Origin of the sequence: Algivirga pacifica (genome assembly GCF_039543525.1) — a bacterium.
In the GTDB taxonomy this organism is placed as follows: Bacteria; Bacteroidota; Bacteroidia; order Cytophagales; family Flammeovirgaceae; genus Algivirga; species Algivirga pacifica.
The window spans coordinates 126,487-140,595 of record NZ_BAABJX010000036.1; the positions used below are offsets into that span (position 1 = coordinate 126,487).

The window sequence follows — 14,109 nt, forward strand, 5'->3', positions numbered from 1 at the left end:
AACGTATATTTTTTTTACTAATCTTAATGGCATGCTGCTTCTCAAAAAGTACAGCACTCTTTGCACAATCCAATTCCTATAAAATTATTGGTACTGTCTTTTATGAAAAAAACGGAAGGCCTTTAAGGGAGGTACTGATCAACTGTTACCGTACCCATCGGGATACATCGCAACAAAAGTTACGTCTTGAGTACCTTCCCGAATATCAAAGTACAACGGATAAAGAAGGAAGCTTTACACTCACTCTCGATGGAACACAAGAATATATGCTCACTTTCTTAAGTGAAAAATACACCTATTCCAATAACTTTCTATCTTTCAAACCGATCAATATCAGTGAAGGACAAGCGATGCAAGTATCTGTAGGAATGTATAAAGGAGAGAATAAGATACTTAAGGGAAAAATTATTGATCAATATACACAAAAGCCAATCAGTAAGGCGCAGGTCTACCTTCAAGGAGAACATACTCCCATCTATTGGCTCAGTAGTAATACAAAGGGACAGTTCTACTTTCAAGACCAATTTGCAGAGAAATACAATCTCCGTATCTCCAAGCCCTACTACTTCCAATTAAGAGAAAGTTTTTCCTTAGAGAAAAAAGGGGTACACACGCAGGTTTTTCCTTTGTTACCCGTTCGTATAGGAGAAGAGTACTATATGCGTTCTTTCTTCTTCAACATTAATGACTTTTCTATTGATGAAGCCCGCGCTCAGGAGCTCTTCTTCTTACTGGAAATGCTCATCAACAATCCTTCTGTTTCTGTAGAAATAGGAAGTCATACCGATGCCAGAGGAGATGATGAGTACAATATGATGATTTCTCAAAAAAGGGCTAATGTAATTGTAGATTTCCTGGTCAACAAGGGTATTGATCCCGGGCGCCTCAGAAGTGTGGGATATGGAGAGAGTAAACTACTCAATCATTGTGAGAATGGAGTGATGTGCAGTAATAAGGAACACTTGGAGAATAGAAGAATCTCTGTGAAGATCATAGATTTTGACGAAGAGTAGTTGTTCATAATGTTTAGTTGAGCTTCGCTCGTTCATGATGTTTAGTTGAAACTGTAAAACTCATTTTATAGGTTTAATAGAAAAAACAACTAAACATCATGAACGAGCGAAGCTCAATTAAACATTATGAACAAAAGCTTAATGCTTTCTATCATTAATTGTCGCTAGGCCTGATATCTACTACTCCTCCCATAGGAAATTGCTGGCTAATCACGGCAGCAAACTTCCATACTTCTACTACCTCATCCCCCAATACCTGATAATCATTGTATTTTGGGTTAGTGGATTGTAACGTATAAGTCCCATCAATGTGTAGGTTATTCAGTACTCTTTTGAAGACTGGTCCATCAGAACGCGTGACCACTACGGCAAAGTCACCACTTCTCATATACACCTTGTCGATCTGCTCACCTACAATCACAGTACCTGAGTCGAAAGGCCACATAGAGTCTCCATAGATCTTAAATCCTTTGTATTTCTTTTGGCTGGATAAGAATGGAAGTCGATAAGTCTCTTCTGCTTGCTGATCAGTGTCCTGGCTCACTCCTGGAGTATAGCCTGCTGCCGCATTGACTGGCGCGATTGTAAAGGAAGCGCCATCCGTTCCTACCACATCTGTGAACTCATTGGAGCTTTCATTATTTATAGCGATGGATAAATCTCTTTTATAGAAATCATCCATGCTGACATCATAAGTCTTTGCTACTGCCATCAGAAAGTTAACAGCAGGCCTTTGTACCCTGCCATCCTCATAGCTGCAGTACTTGGAGCGGGTAATTTTAAAGGATTTAGCAAACTCTTCCTGTGTTTGTTTCGCTCGTTGCGTGCGAATGTATTTTAGGTTGGTGGCAATGTAGCTCATGAGTATAGTATATTAGTATTGCTTATATAAAGAACATTAACTGATACAATTATAAACAATTACTCTTTTTACCGCAATGATATGTCAATAAAAATAACTTATTATTTTATATATAATTAACATTGATACTTTTTTGAGTTAAAAAAAATGAGCCATCCCTTAACTATTAATATGGGATGACTCACCTTAATAAGATTTATATTTCTTTTTTACTTAATGAAACGGGTCTGCATTGCTTCTTGCTCTCCTACTTTCAACTGTAGTACATACACTCCTTTTCGTAAATCAGTAGTCGATAATGCTATCGTGTGCTCTCCAGTAGACAAACGTTGTACTTTTTGCTGTACCCTTTGACCTTTCAAGTCATATACACTTAGCGTTACCTCTGCACCTTCTTTCAAGGTAAAGGCTACACTCGCATAATCACTTACAGGGTTAGGGTATACTTTCAATGACTGCAAAGCAATCAGTTTCTCCTCTATAGCACTTACAATCACTTCCTGCTTGGTTTGGAAATAATCCATAATTACATCCGTTAAGGCAGTATGTTCCGCTTGCACAGCTGTTTCCAATGGGAAAGCAATGTATACCACAGAAGCAGTATCCTTATTACTATCGAAAATTCCTGAGTAGGCTACCCCAGCAAACTTTCCTGGCGAAGCATACTGTAAAATATTTGCTCCACCATTTGAACTAATGGCATCTGGATAATCTTCTGTATAGGTTTTTCCAAACTCAACAGTAAGTCCTCCAAAGATCGTTTCATCTACCCCTTTTGCTGGTGTATAGTCTATCGATCCGTCATCTACAAAATTAGCTTTCAAATAGTTAGTGTAGAATTCTTGATCGCTTTCCGTTCCTTTCTCAAATAAGTCCCAACCTACCTCTGAACCAGAAACCAATAAGTTTCCTCCTGCCTGTAGGAAGGCCTTCACTTTCGCTTGCTCTGAAGTACTGAATGTCTGGTCTGCTGTAGACTCATCCCCCAGGAACCAGAATACCGTAGTGTAATCATTCAAGTCGATCTGTCCTTTTTCTACCAAAGAATTGTGTGTCGTAGAGACATTCGCATCTTTGGAATCCCTGATTGCATTAAAGTATTGTGTCGCAAAACTATGCGTACTCTCTTGGTAAGAAGCCTGACGGTTAAACCCATCTACGATAAGTACTTTTTCTTCTGAAGCTGCACCAGACGATCTAGAATAGATATCTGCTGAAGCCCCCTCAAGAGTTTCTCCTTTTCCTGCATCTACTACAGCTACTACCTTAAAGTGATATGCTCCATCTGCAGGTACCTCCTTAAACTCACTCTCATCAACAATGGATACCGAAGTCTGAGTTGCATCTATCGTTTGCTCGTCTGCAGCAAGTTTCCAGTCGCTCAATTCATCATCCGTTGCATAGTACACTCTATAACCTAGTAAACTAGGGTGCTGTACAGCGGCCCATTTTACCTCCAGACTACTTCCTCCTGTTGGGCTAATCACGTAATGTACCGTAGGTGCTGAAGGAGGATTGATTGGTGCATTTTCATCAAAGGTTTTATAGATTTCTCTACTATAGTTTCCTTCTGTCACGGTCACTGTTTCTGTGATCGTTGTTACACCTTCTTTTTCAAAAGTCAACGTATACTCTCCTGGTGTCAACCAATCAAAGAAAAAGATCCCATTGTCAATATCATCTGTCTGCACTACTTTCTCATCAGCCAAGCCTGCATTTAAGGTAACCGTTACTCCGTTGATAGGGTCATTGTTCTGGTTTCTAATAATTCCTCCTACTTCCCCATAAGGTAAGGTACCCACATCAAAGTACTCCATAAATGACTTAGCGATGGCCCAGGCAGCGGCCTTGGAGTACCCATCGTTCATCATCCTTCTACCTTCTGCCGGTACGTCATGAAAAGCACCCTCAGACAAAGTAGCAGGCATATTCGTTCCACCTAAGACACCCAAGTGATAAGGTAAAAAATCCTTGTCTGCACGGTTATAATAATCCGTTGTAAACCAAGTTTCATGAAACTTCTTAGCCAGAATACCACCCATGTACTTCGCTTCATTATAAGCAACATAGTCCCCTTCACCACGGTAAAGCAACAAAGTATAGTTCGCTTTGGCATTGGCAGCATTGGTGTGGATAGAATGCATGTAATCTGCTCCAAACGCATTGGCTACTGCCACCCTTTCTGATAAGCCTGGGTCACGATCTGGACTGTTGGGATCATTCGTATCTCTGGTCATTTTTGTTGTTGCCCCTAGTGCTTGAAGCAAATCATTGGTCAGGTTACCCACTTTCCAGGTACCCGCAGCTTCCCAATAGATGTAACCATTCCCTAAGTCAATACGTCTGTCATCACTATCCTCTCCCCCATGTCCAGGGTCAATAGCAATTTTCTTTCCTTCTAATAATTGTGGTATGTCTGCCGGAACCTGTGCCAAGGCTAATATTCCGGTACACAATACCATCAAAAAAGTAGTATATAGTTTTTTCATTCGAAATCTCGTGTTTATTAGTTCTCTTTGTTATTTAAACGGCTGATACTTCCTTAAAAAGAGATCATGTATACCTCTCCTTCTGGGGTATTAAAAACGACCTTACCCTCGTGAGCATCTGGGAAAAGAGCGATCGTATTAACATCTTTTGTCAGCTGTTCAGCTTTCTTGGTTTTTAGATTCATCACAAACACATCACTTTTTATATAGCTGTCATGATTGTCCTCTGTGACCATATACACCACTTGATCATTCCCTAACCAGCGAGGTGCTTCCAGGTCACCCAAATCTTGTAGTACGTTACCTTCCATATCCGCAATTACGGCCGTATACCCTGAGGCTTTCATTAGGACTTTACTACCGTCAGGGGATACTGAAGTCCAGATATAATCCTCTTTTGTTCCCAAAGGAGCAATCGTACGCTGGCTTCCATCTGACATGGTCAATACTACGCCATTCAACATCGAGGTGGGCTCTGCCGCTAATACGGCTAAAGCAGATGTTCTTCTTGTTTTTATTTTTTGGATTGCCTCATAGTGCGCTACTGTTTCTGAAAAAGCCGAAGTAAGAGACGTTTGCTTTCCTGAAAATAAATCAACACTTTCTAACAACTGTGCCGCTTTATTCTCGAATACAATTGCTCCATCACGGAATGCTGGCTTATACCCTGCCCCAGGCTTGTCGGTCAGTGTTCTCAAAGACTTATCTTTAAGATCAAATAATTGTAGGCCTGTAAACTTGGAAGATGTCAATAAAATTTGTTTCCCATCAGGAGAAAACTTGGGATAATATCCCTTTACTTCTAATCGACTAACCTCCTGACCCATTGCAGAAAACGCCAAGAAAAGAAGCATCGATAATGCAGTCCATTTCATATTTTAAAGAGTTTGAACAGAAAAAATATTTCAATTATCAAAAGTGAAAAAGAATGACCTTTTTCATTCTTTCAAGTTCCGTTAATCCAATAGAAATTCAAATCACAGATTTCCACCAAATGCATTCATCGCAAAAAGGGAGCCGCATCCCTGTTTTCTGACTCCATATGATGGTTTATCGGTTATCGGTTATCGCTTATCGTTTAATTAAGATTGAATAAATAACCGATACACTTCTTACGCTAAGAGATGGGTTGATTAAGGTTGAATAATTAACCGACACAGTAGTTATCTCCATCTCCGCCTAGGGTTGAAACCCCAGGCTCTTTAAGAAATACCGCTTTGCGGTTATCAATTCAATCTTTTTGTGAGAGATACGTTAGAATAGATCGCCACGAAGTGGTACTTCTTGAAGAGCCTGGGGCTTTAGCCCTAGGCGGAGTTGGGGGAAACATTTATGTCAGTTAATTATTCAACCTTAATAAACCCACCTCTGTGTGATGTCACCCTTTCAGGGTTTTGATAAATAACCCCGAAGGGGTGACATCACATAGGGGCGGATTTCAATCCGTCACTATACGAAATATGACGAATAAATATTCAAAGCTAATTAAACAATAAGCGATAACTGATAAACCTAAATGATGCGACAACTTCAATCTTAGCTACTATAGTTGTTAATTACTTGATTTTTATTATAAATGGGTAGAATAAACTATTCTATGAAAACCATAAATTTCTTTAACCACTATGCAGACCAACTATCAAGAAATACTAAATCACATTTACGACATTGTCAAGGCGGGAGATAACTTAGGCTATGTCGCGTCCTATATCCCGGAATTAGCGACTGTTGACCCTGAAAAATTTGGCGTAACACTTACCACGATAGATGAACAGGTCTATAGCGTAGGCGATTATCAGGAACGGTTCTCCATACAGAGTATTGCCAAAGTCCTCTCTCTTTCCCTCGCCTATAAGTTACTGGGAGTCCATTTATGGGACCGACTAGGAGTAGAACCTTCTGGCAACCCCTTCAACTCTTTGGTACAATTGGAGTATGATTTGGGTATCCCCCGCAATCCTTTTATCAATGCTGGGGCAATTGTCATCTGCGATGTGTTATATACGGAACTGGAGCATCCCTATGAAGACCTACTGGCTTATATCCGACACGTCTCCGACTGCCCTAACCTTACCTATAATTCCATCATTGCCAATTCCGAAAAATCTGTCGGTTACCGAAATATTGCCGTAACCAATTTCTTGAAGTCTTTTGGGAATATAGAAAATGAGGCAGAGGAGGTACTGGAATTTTATTTTCACTTGTGCTCTATACAAATGAGTTGCGAAGAGCTTTCTCGCACCTTTCTGTTTTTGGCTAATCATGGACAAAAAATCAATGGAGAGGAAATCCTGAATATCGGACAAGCCAAAAGGATTAATGCCATCATGCAAACCTGTGGTTTTTATGATGAGGCAGGCGACTTTGCCTATAAGGTAGGCTTACCTGGAAAGAGTGGTGTAGGTGGAGGGATTGCTGCCGTACTTCCGGGTGCTTATAGCATCGCACTTTGGAGCCCAAGGCTAAATGAGAAAGGGAACTCTTATCGAGGTGTAAAGTTTTTGGAGTTTTTTACGACAAAGACGGGGCATAGTATTTTTTAATTTTCAATTTTTAATTTTCAATTTTCAATTTTCAATTTTCAACAACGAAAAACTGCCTGCCGTTTGGTTTGTGACACATTCCATCTAAAATATTATATATAATCATCAGGGCCTGCTCATAAAAATTAAACTTCGATTCTGATGATATATAATGTAGCTCCTTGCCTCACGGCAAGGAGACTACGAACCAATAGTCTGCTATTGGTTCGCAAATATTCGCCATGAGGTGAGTATCTCTATTAATACCCTGCAGCATGCCCATCTTTTCGAGACTCCGAGGCACCAAAGTACACGCCTTTTTTCTCATCCCATTGAATCGCTTGATAGCCTCCATAAGAACCAACACTATAGCTGACTTTATGGCCTTTTTTCATTAACGAACGAATCGTTTCGTAATCAAATCCAGATTCTAATAAGACGGTACCTCCATCCGTCATATACCCTCCTGTAGGTTGGGAAGAACCTACATGTTGAATACGAGGGGCATCCCCTGCTTCCTGTAAGTTCATCTCAAAGTCAATCAGATTCATGACTACCTGTGCATGTCCTTGGGGTTGCATGGCGCCACCCATCAAGCCAAAGCTGATATATGGTTTTCCATCCTTGGTAATAAAGGCCGGAATAATGGTATGGAAAGGACGCTTACCCGGCTGCAAGGCATTGAAATGTCCTTCTTCCAAAGAGAACAACTCCCCCCTATCCTGTAACATAAATCCTAACTGTGGAGGAACCATACCGGAACCCATTCCCCTATAGTTACTTTGAATCAGCGATACCATATTGCCATCTTTATCCGCTACGGTCAAATAAATCGTATCTCCATCTCTAAGCTTTCCGGCATCATAGCGCCTAGCAGCTCTGAAAGGCATAATTTGTTGTCTTCTTTCCTGTGCATACTCCTTGGAGATCAATTGCTCTACCGGGATATCATTGAAATCAGGATCGGCATAAAACTTTGCACGATCTTCAAAAGCTAGTTTCTTCGCCTCTACAAATGCATGAATATACGCTGGACTACCAAATCCCATTTCCTTCACATCGAATCCTTCCATGATATTCAGAATCTGTAGCGCTGCAATACCCTGCCCATTTGGAGGTAGCTCCCATACATCATACCCTCTATAGTTCGTTGATACTGGCGTCACCCACTCTGAGCGATGTGCGGCCAAATCTTCCTTAGTCAAGAAACCACCTTGCTCCTGAATAAAAGAAGCAATGGTTTCTGCTACTTCTCCTTTGTAAAAGGCATCACGTCCTTTTTTGGCAATTTTCTCATAAGTGTCAGCCAAGTAAGGGTTTTTGAATACATCTCCTTTAGACACTGGTCTTCCTTCAATCATATAGGTTTCCTCAAAGTTTGGATATTCCTTCAGTCGAACAGAAGACAACTTCATATAATGAGCAATTAAATCGGTCACTGGAAAGCCTTCTCGGGCATACTCGATCGCAGGAGCCAACAAGGTCTTCATTTTTAGTTTCCCAAATTTATTATGCAGCTCAAACCAACCATCTACACAACCCGGCACAGATACTGGAAGTGGCCCCAATGCCGGAATCTTGGACATACGGTTATCGACAAAGTAATCGATGGTCAAGTTTTGAGGGGAACGACCGCTCGCATTCAATCCATACAGTTGCTCTGTTTTGGCATCCCAAACGATCGCAAACAGGTCTCCTCCAATACCACAACCCGTAGGCTCCATCAATCCCAAAGCGGCATTCACGGCAATCGCTGCATCGGTAGCGGTTCCTCCTTGCTTTAGAATATCAAGTCCAATCTGCGTTGCCAAGGGATGGCTACTTGCCACCATTCCGTGTTGGGCTATCACTTCTGATCGTGTTGCAAAGTTCTTTCCTGTTACCCTATCCTGAGCCTGTAGGGCAAACGAGAATGTTAATAGTAAAAATACCGTCCAGTAAGTCCGTTGTTTATTCATCATTTATTGTTTTGATAAAAAATAGAATTGGTTCCTGTAATATAAGGTCTTTAATACATAATATGTTTTTAATTTTCTTGAGATTACTCGAGGGAGGACCCTCGAAAATGCTTTTAGGTCGTAGGCTGGAGCCTCCGACCAGTGTAGAGAAGGGTACACGATTGTTAGGCATAAAAAAAATCCCGAGCATTGCCCGGGATTCCTTTACTATAAACTGTATTCTTTTCCGTTAGCTTGCTACCAACTGTCGTTGTTCTTTCTCCATTTTCTTCTCATAACTTCCATTCCCCAGACTATATAGCATTCCAAAGTGACTTCTTAGCGCACCTGCAAAGGTTTTATGGGCAACGTAAGGTATACCATACTCTTCTGCAGTTTCTTTGACAATACCTGAGATTTGTCTATAGTGAACATGACAGATGTTAGGGAACAAGTGATGCTCAATTTGGTAGTTCAATCCTCCAATAAACCAAGAGAAAGCTCTAGAGCCGTGGGCAAAGTTTGCCGTCGATTTCAATTGGTGAATCGCGAAGTTATTCTCCATACTTCCTCCATTTTCTTCTGCATCAAAAAATGACGTTTCCTCGATTACGTGTGCACATTGGAAGATCAAGGCTAGTGACAACCCACAAACGGCGTGCATCAGTAAAAATCCCCACATCGTTACCGACCATGGTAACGGAAGCACAGCGATCGGAAGCACAATGAATACAAGCGCATAGATGACTTTACTCAAAGCTATTTTGATCAACGATGTCGAAAAGGTCAGCTGTTGTGTTTTTAATAGATTCTTTTTCTTGTATCTAAAGATTTGTTGAAAGTCTTTGCTCACGAACCAATACAATGTCATGATGACATATAACATGGGAACATAAATAATTTGGAATTTATGGAAGCCCATTCTTTTTTGATTCGGTGACATACGGATAAACCCATTTCCCAGGTCTTCGTCATGCCCGCTAATATTGGTGTAGGTATGGTGAAGTACATTGTGTTGTATCCTCCAGTTGGCAGGATAGCCACCGACCAGGTACAAGATACGTCCAACCCACTCATTGGTCTTTTTATTCTTGGAGTAAGCACCATGGTTTGCATCGTGCATGACAGCCAGACCAACTCCGGACATCCCAAAACCCATAAGCCCCCATAACGCAAGTATACCCCATACATTGGTGATATACCCTGTCAGCATGAAAGCAAAAGGCACTAAATACAGAAGCACCATGAATAGGGTTTTCACTTTCATTTGGCGATTCCCGTGCTTTGAAATGTTGTTTTCCTTGAAGTAGCTGTTTACCCTTCTCCTCAACTCCGTGACAAACTCTGGTCTGTCTTCTCTATTAAATTTTATAGCGGTACTCATAGCAATTATTATTTTGTTTGTTACTATTTCTTAGTTCTGATAAAAAACCAATAATGTATCTATTACATATTGAGCGACAATTTCACAATTACATTCATTACTTCTACGAGTATATAGAATGCCTTTAATAAGATGTTTTTCGGGAAATGATTTTTGTGTTTGCGAGATTATATAGTCACCAAAAAATATCCTTCATTAAAGTCTTGATCAATAGCTCTTACAGAAAGGCCTATGATTGTCTTTATATATTTCAGAATAATTCTAGCTCAAAAAGTTAAGTAAAAGCCTATTGGATTTACTTCGGTTCATTTTTTATTCTACCGTAAATATAACGTTATCATTTAACAAATCTATTTTTTTGAAATAATATCGTATGACGCATTGGATGATATGGTGTTTTTAGGCAGAGGATGGGCTAACTGTCTGCTATTCTTGCGTAGACTGTGGGTTGGGTTTGAATATTTATCGGTGACGGATTGAAATCCGCCCCTATGTGATGTCACCCTTTCAGGGTTTTATGGTATGATTCTGAAGGTTTCAACCCATCTCTTCACGTAAGAAATGTATCGGTTATTTAATCATCCCGTCACTTTACGAAACTCGGCAATTTTTATTTGACCTATCAATCCATCATCCGCTGTAGATTACATTAACTATCAGAACAAGTGACAGAATCAATCACTCAAGCTCATTTCTAAGAGCTCTCATAAACATGAATCAAAAAAGTAATTATGATAAGTTATTCCAAATTATGTGATATTATATCAGATGGAAGAGTTAAGAAACTTAGAGATATAATAGATACCTCAGTTAGAGATATTAATCTTGTTCGATCAGAGACAGGAGCAACATTATTACATTATGCGTTATTAAACCCTAAATATGATATCATTAAATTATTAATAGATAAGGGAGTAGATGTTAATGCATTAGAAGAAACAAGGGGATATCCTTGTCTTTACTATTATATTCAAACTTATCAGCTGTATGGAGAAGACTTAGATAAATCGAAAGATGTTATTGCGTTTTTGGTTGACCTTGGCTTTGATATTAATCTTCGAGATAAATATGGGAATTCTACATTGTCTAGATTAATCTTGACATATTTTAACTCAGATAAAATCACTTACGCTGCAGTGAAAAGTGTAATTGTAGACTATAGCCATACCAGAGCTAACCTTGAAAAAGCACTTTCTTATGTTAGAGATAGATTAACACCTTCATCTGATGAAGTTGAGTTACTGGACTTAGAAAAGTTATTGGTTGCTTATATTAAGTGATTTTCACTCCATTCGCACACATTATGTCTGCATAGATAATATCAATGGAAGGCTAGCTATAATCTACTGGTCTTCCATTTTTTATACAAGTATGCTGGTGCAAGGTTATTAAGGTTGAATAATTAACCGACACACTTCTTACGTGAAGAGATGGGTTGAAGACTTACCGTCCCTACCCACCTCTTAGTGATGTCATCCCTTCGGGATTATACCATAAAACCCTGAAAGAGTGACATCACATAGGGGCGGATTTTAATCCGTCACTATACGGAATATGACGGATAAATATTCAACCTTAATAAACACCACGGCTAAAGTCTAAAGCCCACTATGTGCATCTTAGGACTGGGTGTCTACTATCTCTCTTTTTCCCAGGGCGATGCCCTGGGCTATTTGTATCACAATCTCCATTTTCCAGTCATACCACCCGAGCGTGGACGCTCGGTAAAAGCGCTTTTAGGTCTTAGGCTGGAGCCTAAGACCAGTGTCGTGGGAGGTCGTAGCGTGGACGCTACGACCAGTTTCCTACATTACTCAACAGAGCGAAGCTCTACTCAACGGGCGCAGCCCACTCAACCAGCCGCGCAAGCGGCCTCAACAAAAAAGGCCGTAAACTAAAAAGCTTACGGCCCATTTCAAATTCTATAGATCCCGGTCCTTACTCGGCGAAATATTTCACCCCTTTGGTATTGTAATATCCTCTATTCTTATTCTGGAATACCTCCAACAATCCATTCCTATAAGCGACGCGCTCATAAACTGCCGGAACAACTTCAACACCCTTGGTATTGACCACACCTTCACGATATCCTTGCCTTACCTTGAAGAGGCCTTCTACTACTTCCCTATTCTCATCTCGCATGGATTCAATATGGGTATATTTAGGCGATATCACTACATTTCCGTTACTGTCAAAAAGTGTTGCTTGCCCGTCTTTGATACCTAATAAGTAACCTTCCATATCGAAGAGGCGCTGGTACTCCATGGCAATCAGGGTTTCTCCCTTGCGGTTGATCAATCCCCACTTCCCTTCGTTTCCTACCAGGTAGCGACCTCTGGTTGTTGTCCAGTGGAACAAGCTGTACTGAGGTAACAATACGCTCTTTCCGTTCTGATCTAATAAGCCAACCTTTCCGTCTTTCTCTATTTTGAATAGCTGATCCAGCCCTTTATACTCTATTCCATCATAGATGGGTGCAACCAACTGCTTTCCTTCCTGACTCAAAGCCCCGTACTTGCCATTCACCTCCATCCACAAAGGATGCTTTCTAGATACAATCCCAATATTGCTATAACGAGCTTCTGTCAATGCTTGCCCCGTACTATCTACCAAGGCCCATTGATTGCCATTGGCTACCTTTCCTACCCCTTCGTTATCAATAATTTTTTCTTCCTCTTCTTGCTTTCTGCTCGTTGGCATATCCCACTGTCTGTCAAACTCCATTGCCATAGCGTAACTCTTCTTCCCTTTTTCCCGGGCATCAAAAATCTCATCATATTGTGGTGCAACTACCTCTTCGCCATCGAGTGTTATAAAGCCCCATTTTTTTTCCAGTTCCACCATATGTACCTGATCATTATAAGGCTTTACTTGATAATAACGGGCAGGTGCAACTTCTTCCATATTGCGGTTGATCAATACCATTTTATCTCCCTTCATCACTCGCACGTATCCATATAATGAATCAATTACCGTTGTATATGGTAAAGGTTCAAAAGCGTCTTTTTTCAGGTTCAACATTTGCCATTTTCCTTCTCGCTCTATCCAGCAGTACTCCCCCTTAAAGAAATGCATCTCTTCCTCGAATGCAGGGGCTAATACTTCTTTTCCTGTCATATCAAAAAGACCATACTTTTGATCTCTTATGACTTGGAAATATCCGGCTTCCGGCAACAACTTAATACGCTCATATTGAGCAGGGATCAATTTCTCACCCGTTACACGCATGCATCCCCATAGCTTTCCCCTTTTGGTTAATATATAGGTATCATCCAATGGAGCGATATCGTCATAAAACTCCCCGGATACTGATTGAAACTCCTTGTTCACCAGCATATACTGGTTCTCTCTTCTAATCAAAAAATAGTCCTCCTGAAAATGACTCACCCCATCAAAATCAATCTTAATCAATTCCTTTCCGTGGATATCTACCACCCCAAATTTTTTATTCAGCTCTGCTGAGAAATAGGGGGTATCCGTAAATTGTCTTAGTTTGGTGTATTGTATTGGCAATATTTCTTTATCACCAAAAGTACAAAGTCCTGTCTTCCCTCCTTTCATTACTTGAAACAAGGTATCGTTGACCGGTAAAATCAGATCATAAATAGGTTGTAAAAGGTATTTTCCTTTTCCATTCATAATCCCCTCCTTTCCTTCAATTTTCACTTTATAATACTTATCAGAAAAGAAGGAAACCTCTTGATAGTTAAAGGGAATTACCTCATTTTTTTCCTTATCCGTTGCTCCCCATATATTTCCATTTCTGAATGGAATAAGTTGTTGTTCTTGTGCCCAAGCTAAATTAAAAAATAAGGCAGCTACTAAAAATAGCATCAGTTTTTTCATATCTCGTAGTTATTGTTGAATCGTTTACAATTCGATAGCTGTCGAAATTGCAATAT

At 40.2% G+C, this 14,109-nt stretch carries 9 protein-coding genes; 3 read left to right on the forward strand and 6 right to left on the reverse strand.

Going from position 1 to position 14,109, the window contains the following annotated elements; translation table 11 throughout:
• The first annotated feature begins 26 nt into the window (after window positions 1–26).
• Complete coding sequence (locus tag ABD985_RS12545) at window positions 27–1,013, forward strand: OmpA family protein (RefSeq protein WP_345372243.1); 987 nt, start codon at window positions 27–29, stop codon at window positions 1,011–1,013.
• 154 nt (window positions 1,014–1,167) lie between these two features.
• Here ABD985_RS12545 and ABD985_RS12550 read toward each other — a convergent pair whose 3' ends face one another.
• From ABD985_RS12550 to ABD985_RS12560, 3 genes are all read right to left on the reverse strand, one after another.
• Window positions 1,168–1,875: a S24 family peptidase gene (locus tag ABD985_RS12550; RefSeq protein ID WP_345372245.1), complete on the reverse strand. Its 708-nt coding sequence runs from the start codon at window positions 1,873–1,875 to the stop codon at window positions 1,168–1,170.
• Between the two features lie 209 nt (window positions 1,876–2,084).
• Complete coding sequence (locus tag ABD985_RS12555; RefSeq protein ID WP_345372247.1) at window positions 2,085–4,364, reverse strand: N-acetylmuramoyl-L-alanine amidase; 2,280 nt, start codon at window positions 4,362–4,364, stop codon at window positions 2,085–2,087.
• Window positions 4,365–4,417: 53 nt separating this feature from the next.
• Window positions 4,418–5,239 (reverse strand): TolB-like translocation protein, encoded by an 822-nt coding sequence (locus tag ABD985_RS12560; RefSeq protein WP_345372248.1) that lies wholly within the window; start codon window positions 5,237–5,239, stop codon window positions 4,418–4,420.
• Between the two features lie 750 nt (window positions 5,240–5,989).
• Here ABD985_RS12560 and ABD985_RS12565 point away from each other — a divergent pair.
• Window positions 5,990–6,907 (forward strand): glutaminase, encoded by a 918-nt coding sequence (locus tag ABD985_RS12565; RefSeq protein ID WP_345372249.1) that lies wholly within the window; start codon window positions 5,990–5,992, stop codon window positions 6,905–6,907.
• Window positions 6,908–7,146: 239 nt separating this feature from the next.
• Here the strand turns inward: ABD985_RS12565 and ggt are convergent, their stop codons facing one another.
• Window positions 7,147–8,844 (reverse strand): gamma-glutamyltransferase, encoded by a 1,698-nt coding sequence (gene ggt / locus ABD985_RS12570; protein ID WP_345372372.1) that lies wholly within the window; start codon window positions 8,842–8,844, stop codon window positions 7,147–7,149.
• A gap of 229 nt (window positions 8,845–9,073) precedes the next feature.
• Window positions 9,074–10,207 carry a fatty acid desaturase family protein gene (locus tag ABD985_RS12575; protein WP_345372250.1) on the reverse strand — a complete coding sequence of 378 codons (1,134 nt, stop codon included), beginning with the start codon at window positions 10,205–10,207 and terminating at the stop codon, window positions 9,074–9,076.
• Between the two features lie 731 nt (window positions 10,208–10,938).
• Here ABD985_RS12575 and ABD985_RS12580 point away from each other — a divergent pair.
• Complete coding sequence (locus ABD985_RS12580; RefSeq protein WP_345372251.1) at window positions 10,939–11,487, forward strand: ankyrin repeat domain-containing protein; 549 nt, start codon at window positions 10,939–10,941, stop codon at window positions 11,485–11,487.
• A 658-nt stretch (window positions 11,488–12,145) separates the two neighbouring features.
• On the opposite strand, the gene ABD985_RS12585 is transcribed toward ABD985_RS12580, so the two are convergent.
• Window positions 12,146–14,053, reverse strand: a complete 1,908-nt coding sequence (locus ABD985_RS12585; protein ID WP_345372252.1) for a WG repeat-containing protein — start codon at window positions 14,051–14,053, stop codon at window positions 12,146–12,148.
• Window positions 14,054–14,109 lie beyond the last annotated feature (56 nt).